This is a genomic window from Citrobacter sp. 21OH12SH02A-Citro, from assembly GCF_027919895.1.
GTDB classification, from domain to species: Bacteria; Pseudomonadota; Gammaproteobacteria; order Enterobacterales; family Enterobacteriaceae; genus Citrobacter; species Citrobacter braakii.
The window spans coordinates 4714860-4739992 of sequence record NZ_CP114801.1; the positions used below are offsets into that span (position 1 = coordinate 4714860).

The window sequence follows — 25133 nt, forward strand, 5'->3', positions numbered from 1 at the left end:
ATTATCCTCTGGCTGCAGGCGTAATACGCCATGAGATCGGCGTGCAGGCCGGTATCGTTTCATGCGATGAGTTCAGCGATTTTTCCGCCAGCGTAACTTCGCACACTGTCGCATCAGCGACCGGCGTTGAGATGATCTGCGGCTGCGAGCCGGGGTTCCAGCCGCGTAAAATCAGCGCATCTTCACGTTGCGCTTTTTTCAAGGTGCTGAAATGGAGTGGTGTCTCCCAGTGCAGCAGGCTGTAGGCTGTCGGGAATGTCAGCGCGTGTGGATTAGTTTTAAAACGCGCCCAGCCGGAATCCAGCCAGCCAACTGGCGATGTGCGCCAGGCTTCGACTTCACGCCAGAAGTTCGGGCTTTCACCATCGCACAACGGGATGAGCGCGAAGCGGGCGCTAAATTCGCCTGGGATCTGTGAGTCTGGGGAAGGCAACGCCATACCGGATGCGCGTCCCGGACGCCACGGCATACCGGCACGTCCCAGCCAACCCACGCTACGTAGTAGCGTAATGGCGATAACCGATGGGCGTTCTGCGGGAATTTCATATTCTCGCAGCCCATCCGTCACCACACTGATGCCCTGCTTGCCATCATGCATCATTACCAGACTTTGCATTGGCCACAGCGATGCCGGGGCTTCACCCCAATTTTCCTGCTGCCAGACATCCAGCGTGGCCGGTCGGTTGGCGCGACGAATGAGACCAAACGGTTGATCAGCAAAATGGACATCGGTAAAGACATCAGCAGGAATTTCCACCTGTAAACGATGATCGTGCAAGGTGTTGTTGACGCTAACCTGGAGGTCCAGCGTCGGGCACTGGTGATCTAGCATGACCACCATGCTGACATCCAGTCGTGCATTACAACGGTGCTCCTGCCTGTCGGCCAGCGTGTGCGGTGCTGCGATAGACCAGCTTAGCGACAACGTGTCCACCAGCGCGCCGCGCTGCCAGTCGGCGTGAAGCAGCGCCCCTGCGCCGGTAACGCGCCAGTCATCCTCTGGTGGAGAATAGTTATAGGTGTCACCGGCATCGCCGCCGTCCACCAGTTGAATAAGGTTCTCCCAGCGCTTACCGCTGCGCTTATCGACCAGAACGACCTTTTCACCCTCCAGCGTCAGGCGTAACCACGGGTTCTCCAGCGCCTCTTCTGTCGAGGACGGCACAGCAAATTCGGGGGCGCACTCATCTTGCAGATACAGGGTGGTATAGCCGCAGGCGGGGAGCGATGCGACCTCCAGTAAAATATCGCACCGCCGATAGAAGACGGGATCGGGGCTATTGGACAGTTCCTGAACAATGACGGACATATCTTGCGATGTCTCACGCATAATCTGCCAGCGACAGGGTTGTCCCTGCTCGTCAACAATGCGGAACGCCTCACCGGGTAGGTAGAGCGTCAGCGCCACCAGGCCATCGCGCACCGACGACAGCGCGTTAAAGACGATGATTTTTTTACCCTGTTGCTGCGCCGTAATGCCGTTTGCCAACATCTGCATATTCAGCTCGTACAGGCGCTCGGCTTTTTCCTGACCCGAGAGCAAACGCGCCTTAACCATTGCATTCACGCGATCGGCGTTACACCCACCGATACTATCGTGAGCGTGGGATTTCATCGCCTCGCGCCATATTGTCTCAATGGCTCGCTGCGGATAGGGTAACCCCAGCGTCCAGGCCACACTCAGCAACGGTTCTAGCTGACGGCTGACGAAGTTCTCCAGCCGGACGTTGGCCTGTTTAATATCCATGCGGGTAGAAAAAATACCGCGATGGATACGCATATATTTCGGGCTTAGCAGTTCGCCCTCAAAGATCGCCAGCGGCGTATCCGCCAGCGCGGCAAAGTAACGGCTAAAGTCGCTGCGAATAAAGCGGTACGCCGTTTGTTCCTGGTTCAGCGTGTCGAGCATAGCCGGAACGCCGTACTCAAACGGTGACTGATCGTTACCGTTCGGCAGTAGTAGCTGCGTACTGCGGCTAAATGCCGCCTGTTTTTCCATAACCGCAGAGAGGCGCGGCCAGGCCTGGTTGGCATCCGTCGGCAACCACTTCGCGCACCCATAACCCTGCGGTAATACCGCCGTCGTCACCACGCTGCCCCCCTGGCTTCGCCAGCGGAACTCGGTAAACGGCGTGTCGTACTCGCTCCAGCCGCGCCAGATAACCGCGTGGTCGATGGCAAACTGATTAAGGAACATGGGCAACTGTGCGCTCTGGCCAAAGGAGTCCGGTACATAACCGACCGCCATTCTCGGCCCTATCTCGTCACAGTCAGCCTGCCCCAGCAGCAGATTGCGGGTGATGGACTCAGCGCCAACCACCAAAAAATCGGTCTGTGTATACCAGGGGCCGATTAACAAACGTCCGGCTTTCACCAGCGCCTGCACGCGTTCGCGGTTTTCTGGTGCCAGTTGGAAATAATCCTCCAGCACCACCGTTTGGCCATCAAGCATAAATGGACCTAATGATTCATCCGCTTCAAGATGTTGAATAAGATCCGCCATAAAATAATAAAGCAGAGCCTGGGAATCATTCTCCGTAAAATACCATTCACGATCCCAGTGCGTGTGCTGAATTAAATGAACCGTTTTCATTTCGTTTATTCCTGTTTTAAGGCGTAGGTAACCCGCACGGATATTTACCCGCGCTAAACATAGGGAAATATTAATTCAGTAGTACGTCTAACGGCTGGCTTTAAATTTCGGCGCCACCGTCTCTTTTCTCACCTCAGGCGTGGCTGTCGGGCCACGGAATATCAACAGTGAGCCGCAGGCGATAATCGCCGAGCCGCAGACAATCGAGAGCACATAAATCGGCCATTTTTCTACCGCCAGCCAGCCGTAAAAACCGGAGATCGGCGCATGGTTTACCGCCCCTAATCCTACCGCCATCGCCGCCCCCACCGCCGAGCCAATCACGTTGACGACAATAATTCTTGGATTTGACAGCGCAAACGGAATGGCGCCTTCAGAAACACCAATTAGCCCCATCAACGTAGAGGCTTTACCCGCCTCACGCAGGGATTCCGGGAAGCGTGACGACCACAGCAGCGTAGCGACACCCAGACCAATTGGCGGCACGATAATCGCCACCTGCGCGGCGGTGTTTGGGTCATAAATACCGGAGGCCAGTAACGCCATTGCCGTCGTCACCGCCGCCTTGTTAATCGGGCCGCCGAGATCAAACCCAACCATGCCGCCAATGACCGCCGCCAGCAGCACTTTGTTCGTGCCGGACATGGATAACAGCCAGCTTTCCATGCCGTGATTCAACGCCGCCAGCGGCGTACCGATAACAAATGCCATCACCACGCAGGTCAGCAGCGTACCGCCGACTGGCAGAATGAAAATAGGCACAGCAGAGGAGAGCGCCTTCGGCAATTTGATGTAGCGGTTCAGGGCGCGAACGATATAGCCCGCGACAAAACCGGCCGCCAGCGCGCCGAGAAAACCCGTTCCCAGGTTACTCGCCAGCAGTCCGCCAATCATCCCCGGCGCAAGACCCGGTTTGTTCGCCAGCGCAAAGCTGATATAGCCGGCCACCACCGGCAACATCAGGGACAGCGCCAGCCCGCCGAAACCATCAAATTTGTGCAGCAACTGCACTACCATGCCGGCCTGCTCGTAGCTGGCATCCCAGATGTTATCAATACCGTAGAGAGAAGCGCCGATACGGGCGATCCCCATTAGCACCGCTCCAGCAATGACAAACGGCAGCATCCATGAAACGCCGGTCATAATGGCGTTCTTGACCTCTATCCCGGTAGACGGTTTGTCTCCCCCCTGAAACTTAGCCATTTGCAACCTCCTGCTCTACTGCTTCAAACACCGCATCGCCAAATTTGATGGGATCAGAGACGCTGCATTCGAGCTTCACCATGCCATCGAAACGCTCTTTCCCGCTAATCGCAACGTCGGCAGCAATGATGACCGCGTCAGCGCGCGCCAGATCCTCTGGCGTAATTTCATTCTCAGCGCCAATGCTCCCCTGCGTTTCCACTTTAACTTCATGCCCACGGTTTTTCCCCGTGATTTCAAGCGATTCCGCAGCCATGTAGGTATGAGCAACGCCGGTCGGACAAGCTGCAACACAAACAATGTACATAATGATTCCTCGTAGATTCAGGCAATAAAAAAAGCACAATGGCGAAAGTGCGCATTGTGCTTTGTGTAGGACTAACAAATTGATAAACCTGGCTTTCACCGTCAGCGCCGCTGGCATGGCGGCAAACTAACAGTTGGTGCAGGCTGGAGTTACGGAAACTGAAGGCCAGCTCATCACGTTTGCGACGGCACAGCAGCGCCTGCGGGAAATGCAGGCCAAAACGGGCAGGACGATGACAGCGTTGACGTACGCTCGCGCCGATAGCTTCGCTGGCGCAGTCCCACAGGCTGGACCATTCGCGCGCCATTTGCGTATCCATACACTCCTGCTCGGCGATATCATTTTCAGCCAGATCGTTAACGGAATTAAACCAGCAAAAATAATCAAGCATACGTTTAATTTTGCGATCGCAAGATAGCAAAATTAAAAGCAGACTTTTGATGATTATTGAGTTGGTCAACACAAACGTTACTCCGATAAATAAGTTTGCTGAGAATAAAACAAAAATAAAAGAGCAACTGTGATTTATTGCACAGAGCATTCACTAATTATGTCTAATTTAGTCTGAATATGTATCAAAACGCCACTGCAATATATAAACCACATTTATATATTATGGTGTCACCCGACTACGATGGCGCCATTGCCCTGGCGTCATCCCGACTTCGCGGTTAAATACCACCGAAAAATAGTTACTGTCTTCAAAACCGCACTGCATAGCAACTTCACCAATCAGCTTTTCAGTATGCGATAACAGGTACTGAGCATGGCAAATGCGCAGTTGCCGCAGGTAATGGTTGATAGTCATCCCGGTCTGGCTACGGAACTGCTGGCGCAAAACGCGTTCGCTGCACCGTTCACGCTCGCAAAACGTATCCAGTTCGAACGCATGCTCATGGCTACCGGCTAACGCGGTGATCAGTTTATCCAGCAGCGTTTCACTTGACGTCGCCGGGAGCGTATCCGTGGCATAACGATGACGTTTAAGGTGAGTTACCAGTTGACCAAACAGCAGCTCAGCCATAGTAAAGGCCTGCGCATCGCGCTGATTACTTTCATGCTCAAGCTGGCTTATCACCTGTCTGGCCTGGGTCATGCCAACGCTGCCGAGTCGCCAGTGCGGCTGCCTCGGCGTACCGTCAAATCCGGGGATCGCCCCTTGCCAGTCAACATTCAGCGTTAACCGCTCCGGGCAGTAGATGATATTTTGCAGCACAAGGTCGTTAACGGAGGTGTAGGAGTGTTTATCTTCGGCGCGAATGTAAAACAGATCGCCACGGGTTATCCGGTACGGACGATCGTTTAGGACATGCAGACCATTGCCGCGCCAGACCAGAACCAGCTCGCAAAACTCGTGGGTATGCTCAGCAAAGACATCCTGCGGATAACGATCGGCCACGGCGACAGCCTGCTGCTCATGCGCAAAAAAGTCTGATTTCGAAAGAACCAGATGATTCGCCATCACATCACCTCAACCTGTACGCTTGCCGGATGCGCTGCGCTTATCCGGCATGAAAGGGTATGATTATCAGCAAACGGACGGTAAAAAACGTTGATAGCTTTCGCGTTACTGAAGGCTGCTTCCCGCTATAAGGTCACGCCCCTGACGAATATCGCGTGGCGACCACTCGAACTCTCGGCGAAAAAGCGTCGAAAAGTGGTTACTGTCACCGAAACCGCAGAGATAAGCGATATCAGTCACGCTGTCATCACTGTGGCGGAGCAGATGTCTGGCTTTAATCAGTCGCAGACGGTTAAGGTAGCGCTGCGGCGTCAATCCTGTTTGCTGTTTAAGCTGGCGATGCAGAGTGCGTAAAGAGAGCGAAAACTTCTCGGCCAGCGCCTCCCAACACACCTCTTCGGCAAAGTTATCCTCCAGCCATGCCATCAAAAGGTTAAGCCGCGCATCGTTATCGGTCGCCGCTTCCATCAGGCTGCTTTTACGTAGCAGTACCAGCAACTGCATAAACAAGATCTCACGATTTGCCGCCGTGGGCGTATCCATCTCCTCGCCGAGCGTCTCCATCTGCCCCACCAGGTGACGAACCTGCTGCAGTACGCCCTGGTTTACGCGCCAGTGGGAGGGATACTGCCCATTTTGTTCCTGAGGCAAAAGCTGATTCAGCCCGGCCAGAAATTGAAACGCATCCGGAGAGCGATACAACACATTGGTCAGACACAGATTGTCAGTATGTTCATATAAATGCCTGTCATGATCGCGGACGAAACACACCGTACCGCCGCTGATGGTGTAAGGCTGTCCGTTGAACACATGGATCCCCGTTCCATGTTCGACCACCACAATTTCATGAAAATCATGATGATGTTCAGGAAACGCGGGCTGAGGAAGCCGCGGTTCAATAGCCACAGGCGCTTTACCTGTCGGAAAAAAATCCACGCAATGCAGTACGGTCATGACGGCTCCCCCTGATTAACGAATATGGCTGAATAGTAATTAAGGGTTCCTACCCTCACCTTAATTTTTTGACGCCAAAGTGCGTAAACACGGTTAATTCTTCAAGAAATGGCGGGAAAGATCGGGAAATGCGGAAGGCGTCACATCCGCCAAAATCCGCGCGATTAGTGGAAACTGTGAACAACATCACGTTCACCTTTGCCATGTTGCCAGCCGCTAATTGGGGCTGTCACTGTCAAGAAGGTACGCTTTATTCGGGGTTCTTAGACTGAGTGCAATAAAACTCAGAAGGACCTCGCCATGACTTTTCGCCATTGTGTCGCTGTCGATCTCGGCGCATCCAGTGGGCGCGTAATGCTCGCACGTTACGACAGTAAACACCGCACCCTGACGCTGCGTGAAATCCACCGCTTCGTTAACTGTCTGCAAAAAACGGACGGTTTTGACACCTGGGACATCGACAGCCTGGAAAACAACATTCGCCTTGGCCTGAAAAAAGTCTGTGATGAAGGCATTCGGATAGACAGCATTGGCATTGATACCTGGGGCGTGGATTACGTATTGATCGATAACGCCGGCCAACGTGTTGGTCTGCCGGTCTCTTACCGTGACAGCCGCACGACCGGCATTATGTCACAGGCGATGGCGCAGCCAGGTAAAGGTGAAATCTACCGCCGTAGCGGCATTCAGTTTCTGCCGTTTAACACCTTGTATCAGCTACGTGCGCTGGTTGAACAGCAGCCAGAACTGCTTGCGCAGGTGGCACATGCCCTGCTGATCCCCGACTACTTCAGCTTTCGCCTGACCGGCAAATTGAACTGGGAATACACCAACGCCACCACCACCCAGTTAGTCAATATCAACACCGACGACTGGGATGACACGCTGCTGGCGTGGACCGGGGCAGACAAAGCCTGGTTTGGTCGCCCGACGCATCCGGGGAACGTCATTGGTCACTGGATTTGCCCGCAGAAAAACCAAATTCCGGTTGTGGCCGTCGCCAGTCACGACACCGCCAGCGCGGTCATCGCTTCACCGTTGGCCGATAAAAATAGTGCGTATCTCTCTTCCGGTACCTGGTCGCTGATGGGCTTTGAGAGCAGAACGCCGTATACCAACGATGCGGCGCTGGCGGCGAACATCACCAACGAAGGGGGCGCGGAAGGGCGCTACCGCGTACTGAAAAACATCATGGGACTGTGGCTGCTCCAGCGCGTTTTAAAAGAGCGCCAGATTACCGACCTGCCAACGCTTATTGCCCAAACGCAAGCGCTGCCGGCCTGCCAATTCCTGATAAACCCGAACGACGATCGCTTTATCAACCCCGACGATATGAGCGCGGAAATTCAGGCTGCCTGTCGTGAATCGGGTCAACCCGTTCCCCAGCAAAACGCCGAACTGGCGCGCTGTATCTTCGACAGCCTGGCATTGCTATACGCTGACATTCTGCAAGAACTGGCACAACTGCGTGGTGCAGCATTTAGCCAACTGCACATCGTTGGCGGCGGCTGCCAGAACGCCCTGCTGAACCAGCTGTGCGCGGATGCCTGCGGTATTCGCGTGATGTCCGGGCCGATTGAGGCCTCCACGCTCGGCAATATTGGCATCCAGTTGATGACGCTGGACGAGCTTAACAACGTTGATGATTTCCGTCAGGTGGTGCGTGCCAACTACGACCTGACCACCTTCATTCCAAATCCTGAAAGTGAAATTGCCCGCTACCAGGCGCAGTTTCCATCACTACGACAGACAAAGGAGCTTTGCGCATGACCACTCAACTTGAACAAGCCTGGGAACTGGCAAAACTGCGTTTCGCCGCGGTAGGCATTGATGTCGAGGCGGCCTTACGCCAGCTCGATCGTCTGCCGGTCTCCATGCACTGCTGGCAGGGCGATGATGTCGCCGGTTTCGAGAATCCGGAAGGCTCGCTCACAGGCGGTATTCAGGCCACCGGCAACTATCCGGGCAAAGCGCGTAACGCCACCGAACTGCGCGCCGATCTGGAGCAGGCGCTGAGCCTGATCCCAGGTCCAAAACGTCTGAATTTGCACGCGATCTATCTGGAATCTGAGACGCCGGTTGCCCGCGACCAAATCAAACCTGAACACTTTAAAAACTGGGTCGAGTGGGCGAAAGCAAACCAGTTAGGGCTGGATTTCAACCCCTCCTGCTTCTCTCACCCGCTGAGCGCCGACGGCTTCACGCTGGCCCACGCCGATGACACTATTCGCCAGTTTTGGATTGACCACTGTAAAGCCAGCCGTCGCGTCTCTGCGTATTTTGGCGAGCAGTTGGGTACGCCGTCGGTAATGAATATCTGGATCCCGGATGGCATGAAAGACATTACCGTTGACCGGTTAGCGCCGCGCCAACGTCTGCTTGAAGCACTGGATGAAGTGATCAGCGAAAAACTCGACCCGGCGCACCATATCGACGCCGTCGAGAGCAAGCTGTTTGGCATCGGCGCCGAAAGCTACACCGTGGGCTCCAACGAGTTCTATATGGGTTACGCCACCAGCCGTCAGACCGCGCTGTGCCTGGATGCGGGTCACTTCCATCCGACTGAAGTGATTTCCGACAAAATCTCCGCCGCCATGCTGTACGTACCGCGTCTGCTGCTGCACGTCAGCCGTCCGGTGCGCTGGGACAGCGATCACGTGGTGCTGCTGGATGATGAAACGCAGGCGATTGCCAGCGAGATCGTCCGCCACAACCTGTTTGACCGCGTACACATCGGCCTCGACTTCTTCGACGCCTCTATTAACCGCATCGCCGCGTGGGTTATCGGCACTCGCAATATGAAAAAAGCCCTGCTGCGCGCGCTGTTAGAACCGACCGAGCAACTGCGTCAGCTTGAAGCCAGCGGCGACTACACCGCACGTCTGGCCCTGCTGGAAGAGCAAAAATCGCTGCCGTGGCAGGCCGTCTGGGAGATGTATTGCCAGCGTCACGACACGCCAGCAGGAAGCCAGTGGCTGGACAGCGTGCGCGCCTATGAGAAAGAGATTTTGAGCAAACGTAGCTAACCGTGACACCAGGCTTACAGGCCGGATAAGACGCCCACGTCGCTATCCGGCAATGAATGAAACACGAAGCCGGATGGATCTTCACTTATCCGGCTTACGTAAGACCCGATAACGATCGGGCAATCAACAGGATCACCGAATATGCAAAACATGACTAATTCCTGGTTCGTCCAGGGGATGATCAAAGCCACTTCCGACGCGTGGCTGAAAGGCTGGGACGAACGTAACGGCGGCAATCTGACGCTGCGTCTGGATGAGGCTGATATTGCGCCATTTAGCGCCGATTTCCACGAAAAACCGCGCTATATCGCGCTAAGTCAGCCAATGCCTTTGCTGGCTAACACGCCGTTTATCGTCACCGGTTCCGGTAAATTTTTCCGTAACGTTCAGCTCGATCCCGCGGCAAATTTGGGCGTGGTGAAAGTAGACAGCGACGGCGCGGGCTACCACATCCTCTGGGGCCTGACCCACGAAGCGGTGCCAACCTCTGAGTTGCCGGCTCACTTCCTCTCCCATTGCGAGCGTATTAAAGCGACGAACGGCAAAGACCGCGTGATCATGCACTGCCATGCTACCAACCTGATCGCCCTGACCTACGTGCTGGAAAACAACACCCCGCTGATTACCCGCAAACTGTGGGAAGGCAGCACCGAGTGTCTGGTGGTGTTCCCGGATGGCGTCGGCATTCTGCCGTGGATGGTGCCGGGTACGGATGAAATCGGTCAGGCAACCGCCGAGGAAATGCAGAAACACTCGCTGGTACTGTGGCCGTTCCACGGCGTGTTCGGCAGCGGTCCCTCCCTCGACGAAGCATTTGGCTTGATAGATACCGCAGAAAAATCCGCCGAAGTTTTAGTCAAAATCTATTCGATGGGCGGTATGAAGCAGACCATCACACGTGAAGAGCTGGTAGCACTGGCTAAACGCTTTGGCGTGACCCCGCTGGCCAGCGCCGTAGAGCTGTACTGATACCTGCCAACTCAACGCCGGATGCGGCTTCGCTTTATCCGGCCTACATGACGATGCACGTTTCACCGTCGGCCCGATAAGCGTAATGCCACCGGGCACCAGGGATTTTTTTTAAGGAGAATAGTGATGAGCTTTATGTTGGCACTGCCAAAAATTAGCCTGCATGGCGCCGGCGCGATTGCCGATATGGTGAATCTCGTGGCGAATAAACAATGGGGCAAAGCGCTGATCGTCACCGATGGTCAGCTGGTGAAGCTGGGCCTGCTGGATAGCCTGTTTGCCGCACTGGATGAACATCAAATGTCTTACCACCTGTTTGATGAGGTGTTCCCGAATCCGACAGAAGAGCTGGTACAGAAAGGTTTTACGGCATATCAGGGGGCAGAATGTGACTACATTATCGCCTTCGGCGGCGGCAGCCCGATCGATACCGCCAAAGCGGTGAAGATCCTGACCGCCAACCCTGGCCCTTCTACCGCTTACTCCGGCGTAGGCAAAGTGAAAAATGCGGGCGTGCCGCTGGTTGCCATCAATACCACTGCTGGTACAGCAGCAGAGATGACCAGCAACGCGGTCATTATCGACTCTGTCCGTAAGGTCAAAGAGGTGATCATCGACCCGAACATCATCCCGGATATCGCCGTGGATGACGCCAGCGTGATGCTGGAAATCCCAGCCTCCGTTACCGCCGCAACCGGCATGGACGCCCTGACTCACGCGGTGGAAGCCTATGTTTCCGTTGGTGCGCATCCGCTCACCGACGCCAACGCGCTGGAAGCAATTCGCCTGATCAACCTGTGGCTGCCGAAAGCGGTCGACGATGGTCATAACCTCGAAGCCCGCGAACAAATGGCGTTTGGTCAGTATCTGGCGGGTATGGCATTCAACAGCGCAGGTCTGGGTCTGGTGCATGCGCTGGCACACCAGCCAGGCGCGACCCATAATCTGCCGCACGGCGTCTGCAACGCCATCCTGCTGCCGATCATCGAAAACTTTAACCGCCCGAACGCCGTGGCGCGTTTTGCCCGAGTGGCGCAGGCGATGGGAGTGGACACCCGCGGGATGAGCGACGAAGCGGCAAGCATGGAGGCCATCACCGCGATTCGTGCCCTGAGCAAGCGTGTAGGTATTCCGGCTGGTTTTAGTTCCCTTGGCGTGACGAAAGAGGATATTGAAGGCTGGCTGGATAAAGCGTTGGCCGATCCATGTGCGCCGTGTAACCCACGCACCGCCAGCCGCGACGAAGTCCGCGAGCTGTATCTGGAGGCGTTATGATCCGCAAGGCCTTTGTGATGCAGGTGAATGCCGACGCGCACGTTGAGTATCAACGTCGGCACAATCCCATCTGGCCAGAACTGAAAGCGGTGCTGAAAGAGCACGGTGCCCATCACTACGCGATTTATCTCGATCAGGAACGCAACCTGCTGTTCGCCACCGTTGAGATTGAGTCAGAAGAGCGCTGGAACGCCGTCGCCAGCACCGATGTCTGCCAGCGCTGGTGGAAACATATGCGTGACGTTATGCCGGCAAACCCGGACAACAGCCCGGTCAGCGCTGAGCTAAAAGAAGTGTTTTATCTGCCTTAACCGCTCTGTTTCCTCCCCTGACGGGGGAGGAAACCTTTTTCTCCCGTTAGCAGCATTGCGTTCGTTTTGTCATCCACACCATTTCCCCACGACCCGGCACCTGCTCAGGCTTGCCAATGCTGAAAGTCTCCGGCGTCACCAAACTGGAAGATGGGACGGCATTTAACTACTCGTGTAGCTACAACCGCGCCGACAAGTTCAAAATCAAAAATAACTGGGTGGGGAAATAAAAGCCTGATGACCAGGCTCTAAGAAAAAAGCGCCTGAATCCAGGCGCCTGAGAACGGAAAATCAGAAGAAGTATTTGAAACGGAGACGCGCACCGTAACGGTCGTCGTCGTCGGTATAATTCTCCGGATTGCTGTTATCGCTGTTAATCATCGAATAATAAGCGCCGAGATAAATATTAAAGTTCTGCATATCCATCACGTTCGGAATTAAATAAGACGCGTGAATGGTATGAATATCGTAAGTGCCCTCATTGTAGAACCAGTCATTATCATCGTGATCGATCAGACCGTTGAATTCGTCGATCTTGTTATGAGCATAGATATAGCCCAGTTCAAAGCGCTTCCACAGAGCGTTGGCCGCCGCCGTAAAATCTTTTTCGTTATCCGCATCGAGATAAGCGGTGTTCAGGTTAAACACCAGGCCATTTTCCGGATCGGCTTTCAGACCGTTCCAGGTCATCGTCATACCGTAACCGGTACGATCGGACTGATCGACAAAGTTGCCCTGAGCATCGGTATATCCATAGGCGTTATTGATAACGTTCGATTCCATGGCCGCAGAAATCGTCAGCGCATCCACCGGTGTCCAGGCGACGACCGGGCGCAGATAAGCCACGTTTTTCTCCTGCGACATTTCACGACCATGATAGCGGCTATCCTGATAAAGCGAGGTACCATCTTCCAGCAGGGTATTTAACTCGAAATACCAGTTATCGAGCTGTTTGCTCATCAGGAAGCTGCCGCCGGAATCTGAACGGCCACGACCTTCTTTCATCATGTAGATATAGCCGCTACCGTCATCATACAAATCGTTGGCGGTATGCCCTGAATGCTCAACAAAGGTATCCTGATTCAGCGGGAACATATCGTAAGCTTCGAAACGACCGACTTTTACTTTCCAGTCATTTTCCTGACCGAAGAAGAAAGCGGCGTCATCAAGATTGACCGAACCCGTCATGTCAGCCAGCGGTTGCGCTGAAAAACCGGCGAAATAGCCGTTATCCAGCTTACGCATACCGTCAAAGCCCAGCAGGATGCGTCCGTTCAGATCCCAGCGTTCATTGGTTGGGTCGCCCACATTCGAATTGGTTGCCGCCAGCACGCCTTTGTTGCTTTCCGCATCCATGTTGAATTCCACGTCGCCGTAGATTTTCAGATCGCCATAGCCGGAGAGCACCAGGTTAGGGGTGGTGGCGTTCTTTTTGGTCTCTTGTGCGGGCGTAGTGCCGTTGACTGGCGTATTCCCCTGAGCAACTTTAATTTCCTGGATCTCCGCAGCCTGCTGTACCTGCAATTGCTGCACCTGATTTTCCGCTTTTGCCGCGCGGTTTTCCGCAGCTTCCAGCCGAGCCTCCAGTTGTTCGAGCCGCTGTTCCAGAGTCATTTTTTGCGTTTTAGCAAAGCCATTATTTGCCACTAATAATAGACCTATTGCTAAAGCTAACGTCGATTTCTTCATTATTTGCTTTCCTTGAAATAAAGATCGTCCAACGTCTTCCGACCGGAAGACGCGCAACATGCAAATCCAAAAAATATTTTTATAGGTAATACGATACCGATGACTGAAATAAATTCAGAACATTAAAACGTGGCACCAGTGCAGGCTAATATTTATTATCATACTGATTTTATTATGTGTAACGTAGATATAATTAAGAATGTGAGGGATATAACAATAGTGCTGAAATTAACGAAAAATAATAAAAACAATTTTATATGAATAACAATAAAATATAATTAAAAATAATAAAGGCGCGAACGACAATCGCCGCGCCTTTATTTAATAAGCGTTCAATTAACTCTGCTCAGAAACCAGAATCGCCTGAGTGTCAGGCTCCAGTGCTTTAAAGATATGCGCTTGATCGGCGGGGTAACAAATATAATCGCCCTCACCTAACTCCTCCGGCGCTTCCGTCAATCCCACCATCGCCTTACCCTGCGTTACGATAATATGTTCAACCGATCCCGGTGGATGCGGTTGTGAAATACGATCCGCGCCCGGCTGCGTCAGCAGCAGATAGATATCCCGCCGCGCACCCGGTGGGCAGGCGGCCAGTAAAATGGCCTGATAGTGGGCCTGCTCAGCCACGACTTTTGTCCCTTCGCCGCGGCGAATCACCTGCGTTTTTTGCTCCTGCGGTTCCAGCAGGCGCGCAAAGGGAATATCTAACGCCACACACAGCGACCAGAGCGTTTCCAGGCTAGGATTTCCATTGCCCGCTTCCAATTGCGAGAGTGTCGATTTTGCAATCCCCGCGCGACGGGCAATCTCCGCCAGCGACAAACCGGTGCGCTGACGTTCACGCACCAGACTTTTCGCGATCATACTGATGGGCTGGGTCATTCACGACTCCATGTTTTTTATATCGAACGAATTGTTCGACTTGTAAAGCCAATTGGTCGCGTTCATTATAATGGAAACTCGTTCGATATGGCTAAAACGGTATGAAACATTATTTTTCCAGTCTCAAAGGCGACACGATAAAAGCAATATTTTTAGTCTGTCTGGCCGTCGGTGTAGTCGGCATGTCATACGGCTCGCTGGCGATGGCCTACGGCTTCCCGCTGTGGGTACCGTTTGTACTCTCTATTACTGTGCTGGCGGGCGCGTCCGAGTTTATGTTTATCGCCATTATCGCCAGCGGTGGTAATCCACTGGCGGCTGCGGCTGCGGGTTTACTGGTTAACGCCCGACACGTGCCGTTCGGCGTCACCGTGCGCGATCTGGTAGGCACCCGGGCTGCCAGTTTCCTCGGCTGTCATATTATGAACGACGAAAGCGTAGTCTTTGGCCTGTCGCAAAAAACGCCTGAGCAACGTAAAGCCGCCTACTGGCTGTGCGGTCTGGGCGTCGCAATTTTCTGGCCTGTTGGCACCCTGATCGGCGCAGGCGTCGGCAAACTGCTCCCTGCCCCGGAAACCATCGGTCTGGATGCCGTCTTCCCTGCCATTCTGCTGGCTCTGGTCGTCCCGGCATTCAAAAACCGCACTACGCTGATTCGTGCCTGTAGCGGCGCCACGTTGTCGCTTGCCGCCATTCCCTTTGCGCCGGTCGGTTTACCGGTTTTGCTCTCACTCTTTGGCTTACTGACGAGGAAAAAATAATGGGCAACATGACGCTGTTTATCGTCGGTATCGCCATGTTATCTGTGGGAACGTATTTAATGCGTTTAGGGGGAGCCAAGCTTGGAAGCCGTTTAGCGTTCTCAGAACGCTCGCAGGCGCTGCTTTCCGACGCCGCAACGGTATTACTGTTCTCCGTTGCGCTGGCGACCACCTTTTACGAAGGCGAACACTTTGCCGGAATGGCGCGCGTACTCGGCGTGGCTTTTGCGGTATTTCTCGCCTGGCGTAAGATGCCGCTGATCGTGGTGATCGTTGCCGCTGCGGTGGTAACCGCGCTGTTACGAATGGTGGGTATACACTAAGAATATAATTACCCTGGCGAAATATTCATCAGGGTAATCACCTGTAGCGTTATGTGTTTTACCCCACAAAACCAGGCGCTAACTCTGCCTCAAATTGTCACTTCCCGCTGACATATTGCTGCTCATCTCTTCACCATCTCACCGTTAAAATCAAATCAAACAGTTTTTAACGGAGTCCCACCATGACAGCCCTTACAGCTAACTGCATTGACCTGAATATTCAGGGGAATAGCGTTTATGCCATCCTCAAGCAACTGGCGAATATGGCGCTTCAAAATGGCTACGTCTCTGACCGCAGCGCCTTCCTGCAAACGCTGCTGATACGCGAAAAGCTGCATTCCACCGGCTTTGGTTCGGGCATTGCCGTCCCACACGGTAAAAGCGTCTGTATCACACGCCCCTTCGTCTTGTTCGCGCGCAAATCAGAAAAAGTGGACTGGAAAGCCAGCGACGGCGAGGACGTTAACTGCTGGATCTGCCTCGGCGTGCCACAAACGGGCGAGGACGATCAGGTCAAAATTATCGGCACCCTGTGCCGCAAAATTATCCATCAAGATTTCATCAACCAACTGAAGCAAGGCGACACCGACCAGGTACTCGCCCTGCTCAATCAGACCTTAACCTCATAAGGAAGCGGCTATGGAGTCATCCTTGCGTTTAGTGGCGATTACCAACTGTCCGGCGGGTATCGCCCACACTTATATGGTGGCAGAAGCGCTGGAGCAAAAAGCGCGCTCGCTCGGCCATACGATTAAAGTCGAAACCCAGGGCTCAAGCGGCGTCGAAAACCGACTGACCAGTGAAGAAATTGCCGCTGCCGATTACGTTATTCTGGCTACAGGTCGCGGCCTGAGCGGTGAAGACCGGGGGCGTTTCGCCGGGAAAAAAGTCTATGAAATAGCCATTTCCCAGGCGCTGAAAAATATCGACCTGATTTTTACGCAGTTACCGACTCATTCACAACTTTTTGCCACTGATAGCAGCGTGAAGCTGGGAAAACAGGAGGTCCAGCACGGTAGCGTGATGAGCCACCTGATGGCTGGCGTTTCCGCCGCGCTGCCGTTTGTTATTGGCGGCGGTATTCTGGTTGCCATCGCTAATATGCTGGTGCAGTTCGGTTTGCCCTATGCCGATATGTCGAAAGGTGCGCCGTCGTTCACTTGGGTTGTTGAATCCATCGGCTATCTGGGCTTCACCTTTATGATCCCCATTATGGGGGCATACATCGCGTGGTCGATTGCCGATAAGCCCGCTTTTGCCCCGGCGTTTCTGGTGTGTTACCTGGCGAACGATAAAGGTCTTCTCGGCACCCAGTCCGGCGCGGGGTTTCTCGGCGCGGTCGTACTCGGGCTGGCAATTGGCTACTTTGTGCTTTGGTTTCGCAAGGTTCGGCTCGGCAAAGCGTTGCAGCCGCTGCTCGGCTCCATGCTGATCCCGTTTGTCACTTTGCTGGTGTTTGGCGTACTGACTTATTACGTCATCGGCCCGGTGATGTCCGACATCATGGGGGGGCTGCTGCACTTCCTGAACACCATTCCGCCATCAATGAAAATGGGCGCAGCCTTCCTCGTTGGCGCAATGCTGGCATTTGATATGGGCGGGCCAATCAATAAAACGGCCTGGTTCTTCTGCTTCTCACTGCTGGAAAAACATATCTATGACTGGTACGCCATCGTCGGCGTGGTGGCGCTGATGCCGCCCGTCGCGGCAGGTATCGCTACCTATTTAGCGCCAAAACTGTTTACCCAGCAGGAGAAGGCCGCCGCCAGCAGTGCGATTGTGGTGGGTGCCACCGTCGCCACCGAACCGGCAATCCCCTATGCGCTGGCCGCGCCGCTGCCGATGATTACCGCCAATACGCTCTCCGGTGGTATTACCGGCATGCTGGTCATCGCCTTTGGAATCAAACGTCTCGCGCCGGGTTTAGGTATCTTTGATCCGCTGATTGGCCTGATGTCTCCGGTGGGGTCATTTTACCTGGTGCTGGCTATCGGTCTGGCGCTGAACATTTCGTTAATTATCATCCTGAAAGGATTGTGGCTGAAACGTAAAGCCGCACAGCAGGAGCTTGCCCATGAACATTGAGTTACTTCAGCAGTTATGCGAAGCCAGCGCCGTCAGCGGTGATGAGCAGGAAGTTCGCACTCTTCTCATTAATGCGCTGGATTCCAGCGTCGATGAAATCACTTTTGACGGCCTCGGCAGCTTTGTCGCACGCAAGGGCAACCGTGGGCCGAAGGTTGCCATCGTCGGTCACATGGATGAAGTGGGCTTTATGGTCACGCATATCGACGAAAGCGGCTTTTTGCGCTTCACCACCATTGGCGGTTGGTGGAGCCAGTCGATGCTGAACCACCGGGTCGCCATCCGTACCCGCAAGGGCGTTAAAATCCCTGGCATAATCGGCTCCGTAGCACCGCACGCCTTAACGGAAAAGCAGAAACAGCAACCTCTGACATTTGACGAAATGTTCATCGATATTGGTGCCAACAGCCGCGAAGAAGTAGAAAACCGCGGAATTGCGATCGGTGATTTCGTTAGCCCGGAAGCCAATTTCGCTCGCTGGGGCGAAGATAAGATCGTCGGCAAAGCGCTGGATAATCGCGTCGGCTGCGCCCTAATGGCCGAGCTTTTACAAACCGTGAATAACCCTGAAATTACCCTGTACGGCGTGGGCAGTGTGGAAGAAGAAGTGGGTCTACGCGGGGCGCAAACCTCAGCGGAGCATATCAAGCCCGATGTGGTGATCGTGCTGGATACTGCGGTTGCGGGCGATGTGCCCGGAATCGACAGCATTAAATACCCACTCAAGCTTGGCGAGGGCCCAGGGCTGATGCTGTTCGATAAGCGCTATTTCCCTAATCAGCAGTTGGTTGCCACATTAAAAGCGTGTGCAGAAAACAGCGGTGCGTCATTGCAGTTTTGCACCATGAAAACCGGGGCGACGGACGGTGGACGCTATAACGTTATGGGCGGCGGTCGTCCGGTGGCGGCACTATGCCTGCCGACGCGCTATCTCCACGCCAACAGCGGCATGATTTCCGCATCGGATTACGACGCGCTGTTTACGCTGGTGCGGGAACTGCTCACCTCGCTGTCGACCGAAAAGGTCCGCGCGCTTACTGACTTTCGCCGGGAGAGTTAATGCTTTCGGAACGCCAGTTAAAATTGGTGGATCTTCTTGAACAGCAGCCGTGTTTGCTGGGCGACCTGGCGCGGCAAACTGGCGTTTCAGGCAGAACCATCCTGCGCGATATTGACTACCTCAATTTTACCCTCAGCGGTAAGGCCCGCATTCAGCCCGGTGGCAGTGCGGGCTATCAGTTGGAAATTGTCGACAGACGCGGTTATTTTCAGCTTCTGCAACGCCATGATAATGATGACCGGTTGCTGGCCTTTCTTCTGCTCAATACCTTTACACCGCGTGTACAGCTGGCTTCGGCGCTCAATTTACCTGAAACCTGGGTGGCCGATCGTCTCCCACGGTTGAAGCAGCGCTATGAGCGCGCCTTTTGTCTTGCCAGTCGCCCGGGCGTCGGTCATTTCATTGATGAACCGGAAGAAAAGCGCATTATCCTGTTGGCGAATCTGCTTAAAAAAGATCCCCTCTTAATTCCACTGCCGGGTATTACCCGAGACAACATCGACAGGCTCAATGCAGCATGTGAAAAACTTAATGAATTCCCGCTCATCTCGGGAGAGTACCTGGCAAGTCTGGTGCTGGCCGTCTATGCCCTGCGTAACCAGCTCTCCGGATCATGGCCGGAGTGTCGGTATGTTTCACTGAAAAATGCGGTGGAACAAGGAGGAGTCTACCTGGGCGAGAACGCCTTCAGAACACTGATCGGCCTTCTGGAAATCAGACAACAGCAGGCAATGACAATTTCTGCCGATGCGGTGACCTTGTTGTTAAAAAGCGTTCCCGGCATCACTGCGTTGAACGTTATCGATACCCAACTGGTTGATAATATTACCGGCCACCTGCTGAGATGCGTGTCTGCCCCGGTTTGGGTACCGGAACATCGCCAGAGCAGTATGCACAACCTGAAGTCGACCTGGCCTGCCGCCTTCGATTTGAGTCTGCGTTTTATTGCCCTGTTGCGTGAAAAACTGGATATCCCACTGTTCGATAGCGACCTCATCGGGCTTTACTTCGCCTGCGCCCTGGAGCGCCATCAAAACGAGCGCCAGCCGGTCATTTTGTTATCCGACCAGAATGCTATCGCCACCATCAACCAACAGGCCATTGAGCGAGATGTTCTGAATTGTCGGGTGATCATTGCGCGAAATACGAGTGAAGTCAGCGCCATCAGTGAAGAAATCACCCCACTGTTAATCATCAACAATAGTCACTATTTACTTGATGAATCTATAAAAAACACCTTAACCATCAAGAATATCATCACCTCTGCGGGTACCGAGCAGATTAAACACTTCCTCGCGACGGCCTTTATCCGCCAGCAGCCCGAACGTTTCTTTTTACAGCCGGGCAGCTTCCATTACGCCAATATGAAGGCCGAAAGCTGGCAGAGTATCATCGGCCGGATCTGCGGCCAGCTTGTGGCACAGAGCCATATCACCGAGGACGAAGCGCTGCGCATTTGCGCCCGGGAGCATGAAGGTGAAAACCTGATCGTGAATCGCCTGGCGATTCCTCATTGCTGGAGCGAACAGGAGCGTCGCTTTCGTGGTTTCTTTATTACCCTCGCACACCCTATTCTGGTGAATAACGAACCGGTCAGCCATGTCCTGATCGCCTGTGCCGCCGCCGAGGCGCGGCATGAGCTAAAAATCTTCAGTTATTTATCCAGCGTGCTGAGCAGCCATCCGGCAGAAACTATTGCGGGATTGAAAGACTATAACGCGTTTATCGCATTGCTCAGGCAGTGAATGCCGGAAATGAAAAAAGCGCCTCAAGGGCGCTCTTTCGACAGTACTGAGGTATCTTATTTCAGCAGTTCAGCGGTCATGTGCACGCGGTTGCCGGTGTATGCCTGAGTGATTTTATAATCGCTGGCACCTGCACGTTCAGCCTGAGCGGCAATTTTTGCTTCAGCGCTTTCCAGTGTAGAACCAGTTGCGGTAACTGTCTGAGCAGCGAAAGAACCGAAAGAAGTAGCCAGAGCGATAACTGCGACAAAAGTTTTGATGCTTTTCATGATATAAACCCTTTAACTTAGTTGTTTGATTAAGGCACCGTGCCTTGATGTGATAAATAATAGCCATCTCATCGCACAACTAAAAGCGGAAGGATTTGCCAGTCTTATTCAAATTAATTGAATACTGGTTACTCAGTTATCAGACGCTCGGGATGTGTATAAATCGTCGCCCGGCCCGGTTTGCAAAAACCCACCAGCGTCAGGTTACAGCGTTCGGCAACTTCCACAGCGAGCGTTGTCGCCGCAGAAACAGCAAACAGGATTTCCACGCCGCACATTGCCGACTTCTGCACCATCTCGTAGCTGGCGCGGCTGGAGACTAATACCGCGCCCTGCTGCCAGGTTTCCCCTTCGATCGCACGTCGCCCCAGCAGTTTATCCAGCGCAACATGACGTCCAACATCTTCATGCCCACCCGCCAGATGACCTGACGGCTGTACCCAGGCAGCCGCGTGCGTGCAGCCTGTCAGTTGCCCAACAGGCTGGAAATCAGGGAGATGCCTTAAGGCGTTATCGAGATGCGCCAGATTGAATGTCTGGGTAAACGGCAGCGGCTGAACCGGTTTGCCAATATCATTAAGTTGCTCCACGCCACAAACACCGCAGCCAGTCCGACCGGCCAGTGCGCGACGACGCTCTTTCAGCCCCATAAAGCGTCGGCTGGACAGCTCAACCTGCACTTCTAATCCGCTGCAGGAAGGCACCACGTCCATCCCGTAAATATCTTGCGAGGACTCAATAATGCCTTCAGAAAGTGAAAAACCCATCGCGAAGTGCTCAAGATCTTTCGGTGATGCCATCATCACCACGTGTGAAATCCCGTTGTATACCAGTGCCACAGGCACTTCCTCAGCTACCTCATCTGGCTGAGGATGTTGCAAGTCCTCGCGCTTCCAGAGGGTCAACTGACGAGATCCTGTCGGAGATGTCACATTCTTGATGTTTTCTTGAATAATCTTATTCACTTTCTTTTAACCGTATTGGAACACGCATACCAACATTGTGGTATTCTTTACAAACCCCTCCTGGACGGAGGGAAATTCACCCAATTCTGGACCTTTGCGGTCCCGTCCGCAAAGAAAAATAACAACCACTTCCCTCGCGTTCGCGTTATAGGAAAACGAAGGGAACGTGACAATGTCGAAACAAGGAGCGAACCATGCAGGTCAGCAGAAGGCAGTTCTTTAAGATCTGCGCTGGCGGTATGGCAGGCACCACGGCAGCGGCACTGGGCTTTGCACCCGGCGTAGCGCTAGCGGAAACACGGCAATATAAATTGCTGCGCACCCGCGAAACCCGTAACACCTGCACTTACTGTTCCGTTGGCTGTGGACTGTTAATGTACAGTCTCGGTGACGGAGCAAAAAACGCCAAAGCATCCATCTTCCATATCGAAGGGGACCCGGATCACCCGGTGAACCGTGGCGCACTGTGCCCGAAAGGGGCAGGACTTGTGGACTTCATCCACTCTGAAAGCCGCCTGAAATTCCCGGAATACCGCGCACCTGGCTCTGATAAGTGGCAACAGATTAGCTGGGATGAGGCATTTGACCGCATCGCTAAGCTGATGAAAGAAGATCGCGACGCTAACTACGTTGCACAAAACGCCGAAGGCGTAACCGTTAACCGCTGGCTTTCCACCGGGATGCTGTGTGCTTCCGCTTCCAGTAACGAAACCGGCTATTTAACACAAAAATTCTCCCGCGCGCTTGGTATGCTCGCGGTCGACAACCAGGCACGCGTCTGACACGGACCAACGGTAGCAAGTCTTGCTCCAACATTTGGTCGCGGTGCGATGACCAACCACTGGGTCGACATTAAAAACGCCAACCTCGTTGTGGTGATGGGCGGTAACGCCGCTGAAGCTCACCCGGTCGGGTTCCGCTGGGCGATGGAAGCCAAAATTCACAACGGCGCGAAACTGATTGTTATCGATCCGCGCTTTACGCGAACCGCGGCGGTGGCTGATTTCTATGCTCCGATTCGTTCCGGTACTGACATTGCTTTCCTGTCAGGTGTTTTGCTGTACCTGCTGAACAACGAAAAATTCAACCGCGAATACACTGAAGCCTATACCAACGCAAGCCTGATCGTGCGTGAGGATTACGGTTTCGAAGATGGCCTGTTTACCGGCTACGACGCGGACAAACGCAAGTATGACAAAACCAGTTGGAACTACGAACTGGATGAAAAAGGCTTCGCCAAACGCGATGTCACCCTGCAACATCCGCGCTGCGTATGGAACCTGCTGAAACAGCACGTCTCCCGCTACACGCCGGACGTCGTAGAAAATATCTGCGGTACGCCAAAGGCCGACTTCCTGAAGGTCTGTGAGTACATCGCAGAAACAAGCCGCCCAGATAAAACCGCGTCGTTCCTGTACGCACTGGGCTGGACGCAACACTCCGTTGGTGCGCAGAACATCCGTACCATGGCGATGATCCAGTTGCTGCTTGGCAATATGGGGATGGCAGGCGGCGGCGTTAACGCCCTGCGCGGACACTCTAACATTCAGGGTCTGACCGACTTAGGTCTGCTGTCACAAAGCCTGCCGGGCTACATGACGCTGCCAAGCGAGAAACAAACTGACCTGCAAACTTACCTTGCCGCCAACACGCCAAAACCGTTGCTGGAAGGCCAGGTGAACTACTGGGGCAACTACCCGAAATTCTTCGTTTCGATGATGAAAGCCTTCTTTGGCGATAAAGCGACAGCGGAAAACAGCTGGGGCTTCGACTGGCTGCCGAAGTGGGATAAAGGGTACGACGTCCTGCAGTACTTCGAGATGATGAACCAGGGCAAAGTGAATGGCTATATCTGCCAGGGCTTTAACCCGGTCGCATCATTCCCGAATAAAAACAAGGTGGTGGCTTCGCTATCCAAACTGAAGTTCCTGGTTACCATCGACCCGCTCAACACAGAGACCTCCACCTTCTGGCAGAACCACGGTGAGTCGAACGATGTTGACCCGTCGAAAATCCAGACTGAAGTATTCCGTCTGCCGTCCACCTGCTTCGCCGAAGAGAACGGTTCTATCGTCAACTCCGGTCGCTGGCTGCAGTGGCACTGGAAAGGTGCGGATGCCCCAGGAATTGCCGTTACCGATGGTGAAATCCTCGCCGGTATCTTCCTGCGTCTGCGCAAGATGTATGCCGAACAGGGTGGCGCGAACCCGGAACAGGTGCTGAGCATGACCTGGAACTACTCCACACCACACGAACCGGCTTCGGAAGAAGTGGCGATGGAGAGCAACGGTAAAGCCCTGGCCGACATTATCGACCCGGCCACCGGTGCCGTTATCGTCAAGAAAGGCCAACAGCTTAGCTCGTTTGCCCAACTGCGTGACGACGGTACCACCTCCAGCGGCTGCTGGATTTTTGCCGGTAGCTGGACGCCGGAAGGCAACCAGATGGCACGCCGCGATAACGCCGATCCGTCAGGCCTTGGCAATACGCTGGGCTGGGCATGGGCGTGGCCGCTCAACCGCCGCATTCTGTATAACCGCGCCTCCGCTGACCCGCAGGGGAATCCGTGGGATCCAAAACGTCAGATCCTGAAATGGGACGGGGCGAAATGGAGCGGGATGGATATTCCAGACTACAGTGCCGCCGCGCCGGGCAGCAACGTTGGGCCGTTCATCATGCAGCCGGAAGGGATGGGACGCCTGTTTGCTATCGATAAGATGGCAGAAGGTCCGTTCCCGGAACACTACGAGCCGTTTGAAACGCCGCTGGGGACTAACCCGCTGCACCCGAACGTTATCTCTAACCCTGCCGCACGTATCTTTAAAGGTGATGCGGAAGCACTGGGTAAAGCGGATAAGTTCCCGTACGTCGGTACGACCTACCGTCTGACCGAGCACTTCCACTACTGGACTAAGCATGCGCTGCTTAACGCTATCGCCCAGCCGGAGCAGTTTGTGGAAATTGGCGAGAAGCTGGCGAATAAGCTCGGTATCTCTCATGGCGATACCGTCAAAGTCTCCTCTAACCGTGGCTACATTAAAGCCAAAGCGGTGGTGACCAAACGTATTCGCACGTTGAAGGCCAACGGTCAGGATATCGACACTATCGGAATCCCGATTCACTGGGGCTACGAAGGTGTGGCGAAAAAAGGCTTTATCGCTAACACGTTAACGCCATTCGTCGGTGATGCGAACACGCAGACGCCGGAATTTAAGTCCTTCCTCGTGAACGTGGAAAAGGTGTAACGGAGA

General features: G+C 54.0%; 22 protein-coding genes. 12 read left to right on the forward strand and 10 right to left on the reverse strand.

Translation table 11 applies throughout. The annotated features are described in order from the left end of the window. Window position 1 precedes the first annotated feature (1 nt). The 6 genes from O6D90_RS22655 to rhaS all read right to left on the reverse strand — a co-directional run bounded on the left by O6D90_RS22655 (window position 2) and on the right by rhaS (window position 6519). Window positions 2–2593 carry a glycoside hydrolase family 38 C-terminal domain-containing protein gene (locus O6D90_RS22655; RefSeq protein WP_016157894.1) on the reverse strand — a complete coding sequence of 864 codons (2592 nt, stop codon included), beginning with the start codon at window positions 2591–2593 and terminating at the stop codon, window positions 2–4. A gap of 87 nt (window positions 2594–2680) precedes the next feature. Next, entirely contained in the window at window positions 2681–3796 is a 1116-nt protein-coding gene (locus O6D90_RS22660) for a PTS fructose transporter subunit IIC (protein ID WP_016157893.1), read from the reverse strand. Then, window positions 3789–4103 (reverse strand): PTS fructose transporter subunit IIB, encoded by a 315-nt coding sequence (locus O6D90_RS22665; protein WP_016157892.1) that lies wholly within the window; start codon window positions 4101–4103, stop codon window positions 3789–3791. Before O6D90_RS22665 ends, O6D90_RS22660 begins: the two co-directional genes overlap by 8 nt. After that, the gene (locus O6D90_RS22670; RefSeq protein ID WP_131341564.1) at window positions 4033–4494 is read right to left on the reverse strand and encodes a hypothetical protein; all 462 of its coding nucleotides are present in this window, start codon (window positions 4492–4494) and stop codon (window positions 4033–4035) included. Before O6D90_RS22670 ends, O6D90_RS22665 begins: the two co-directional genes overlap by 71 nt. A gap of 222 nt (window positions 4495–4716) precedes the next feature. Next, window positions 4717–5565 (reverse strand): HTH-type transcriptional activator RhaR, encoded by an 849-nt coding sequence (gene rhaR / locus O6D90_RS22675; protein WP_016157891.1) that lies wholly within the window; start codon window positions 5563–5565, stop codon window positions 4717–4719. A gap of 105 nt (window positions 5566–5670) precedes the next feature. Continuing rightward, window positions 5671–6519, reverse strand: coding sequence for an HTH-type transcriptional activator RhaS (rhaS, locus tag O6D90_RS22680; RefSeq protein WP_016157890.1), 849 nt, complete (start codon window positions 6517–6519; stop codon window positions 5671–5673). Window positions 6520–6819: 300 nt separating this feature from the next. Here rhaS and rhaB point away from each other — a divergent pair, with 300 nt between their 5' ends. From rhaB to rhaM, 5 genes are all read left to right on the forward strand, one after another. Beyond that, window positions 6820–8289, forward strand: coding sequence for a rhamnulokinase (rhaB, locus tag O6D90_RS22685; protein WP_016157889.1), 1470 nt, complete (start codon window positions 6820–6822; stop codon window positions 8287–8289). Continuing rightward, entirely contained in the window at window positions 8286–9545 is a 1260-nt protein-coding gene (gene rhaA / locus O6D90_RS22690) for an L-rhamnose isomerase (RefSeq protein WP_016157888.1), read from the forward strand. Before rhaB ends, rhaA begins: the two co-directional genes overlap by 4 nt. Window positions 9546–9686: 141 nt before the next feature. Further along, window positions 9687–10514 (forward strand): rhamnulose-1-phosphate aldolase, encoded by an 828-nt coding sequence (gene rhaD, locus O6D90_RS22695; protein WP_016155197.1) that lies wholly within the window; start codon window positions 9687–9689, stop codon window positions 10512–10514. A gap of 126 nt (window positions 10515–10640) precedes the next feature. Further along, window positions 10641–11789 carry a lactaldehyde reductase gene (gene fucO / locus O6D90_RS22700; RefSeq protein ID WP_016157887.1) on the forward strand — a complete coding sequence of 383 codons (1149 nt, stop codon included), beginning with the start codon at window positions 10641–10643 and terminating at the stop codon, window positions 11787–11789. Continuing rightward, a complete protein-coding gene (gene rhaM, locus O6D90_RS22705) occupies window positions 11786–12100 on the forward strand; it encodes an L-rhamnose mutarotase (RefSeq protein WP_016157886.1) in 315 nt (104 codons plus the stop codon). Before fucO ends, rhaM begins: the two co-directional genes overlap by 4 nt. Before the next feature lie 291 nt (window positions 12101–12391). Here rhaM and O6D90_RS22710 read toward each other — a convergent pair whose 3' ends face one another. Together O6D90_RS22710 and O6D90_RS22715 are read right to left on the reverse strand one after the other, a co-directional pair. Then, complete coding sequence (locus O6D90_RS22710; RefSeq protein WP_016157885.1) at window positions 12392–13789, reverse strand: carbohydrate porin; 1398 nt, start codon at window positions 13787–13789, stop codon at window positions 12392–12394. 336 nt (window positions 13790–14125) lie between these two features. After that, a complete protein-coding gene (locus tag O6D90_RS22715) occupies window positions 14126–14674 on the reverse strand; it encodes a helix-turn-helix domain-containing protein (RefSeq protein WP_016155192.1) in 549 nt (182 codons plus the stop codon). A gap of 101 nt (window positions 14675–14775) precedes the next feature. On the opposite strand from O6D90_RS22715, the gene O6D90_RS22720 reads away from it, so the two are divergent. The 6 genes from O6D90_RS22720 to O6D90_RS22745 all read left to right on the forward strand — a co-directional run bounded on the left by O6D90_RS22720 (window position 14776) and on the right by O6D90_RS22745 (window position 20648). Next, window positions 14776–15435, forward strand: coding sequence for an AzlC family ABC transporter permease (locus O6D90_RS22720; RefSeq protein WP_271143230.1), 660 nt, complete (start codon window positions 14776–14778; stop codon window positions 15433–15435). Further along, a complete protein-coding gene (locus O6D90_RS22725; RefSeq protein WP_016157884.1) occupies window positions 15435–15758 on the forward strand; it encodes an AzlD domain-containing protein in 324 nt (107 codons plus the stop codon). The genes O6D90_RS22720 and O6D90_RS22725 overlap by 1 nt, the downstream gene beginning before the upstream one ends. Window positions 15759–15940: 182 nt before the next feature. Next, window positions 15941–16387, forward strand: a complete 447-nt coding sequence (locus O6D90_RS22730; protein WP_016157883.1) for a PTS fructose transporter subunit IIA — start codon at window positions 15941–15943, stop codon at window positions 16385–16387. 10 nt (window positions 16388–16397) lie between these two features. After that, the gene (locus O6D90_RS22735; protein ID WP_016157882.1) at window positions 16398–17843 is read left to right on the forward strand and encodes a PTS fructose-like transporter subunit IIBC; all 1446 of its coding nucleotides are present in this window, start codon (window positions 16398–16400) and stop codon (window positions 17841–17843) included. Beyond that, a complete protein-coding gene (locus tag O6D90_RS22740; protein ID WP_016157881.1) occupies window positions 17833–18903 on the forward strand; it encodes an aminopeptidase in 1071 nt (356 codons plus the stop codon). Before O6D90_RS22735 ends, O6D90_RS22740 begins: the two co-directional genes overlap by 11 nt. After that, on the forward strand, window positions 18903–20648 hold the full coding sequence (locus tag O6D90_RS22745; protein ID WP_016157880.1) for a putative frv operon regulatory protein: 1746 nt from the start codon (window positions 18903–18905) through the stop codon (window positions 20646–20648). Before O6D90_RS22740 ends, O6D90_RS22745 begins: the two co-directional genes overlap by 1 nt. A 56-nt stretch (window positions 20649–20704) precedes the next feature. Here O6D90_RS22745 and O6D90_RS22750 read toward each other — a convergent pair whose 3' ends face one another. After that, on the reverse strand, window positions 20705–20917 hold the full coding sequence (locus tag O6D90_RS22750) for a DUF1471 domain-containing protein (RefSeq protein ID WP_003825262.1): 213 nt from the start codon (window positions 20915–20917) through the stop codon (window positions 20705–20707). A 128-nt stretch (window positions 20918–21045) separates the two neighbouring features. Next, the gene (gene fdhD, locus O6D90_RS22755) at window positions 21046–21882 is read right to left on the reverse strand and encodes a formate dehydrogenase accessory sulfurtransferase FdhD (protein WP_071600360.1); all 837 of its coding nucleotides are present in this window, start codon (window positions 21880–21882) and stop codon (window positions 21046–21048) included. A 194-nt stretch (window positions 21883–22076) separates the two neighbouring features. On the opposite strand from fdhD, the gene fdnG reads away from it, so the two are divergent. Further along, a complete protein-coding gene (fdnG, locus tag O6D90_RS22760; protein ID WP_088583081.1) occupies window positions 22077–25127 on the forward strand; it encodes a formate dehydrogenase-N subunit alpha in 3051 nt (1016 codons plus the stop codon). Window positions 25128–25133: the final 6 nt, after the last annotated feature.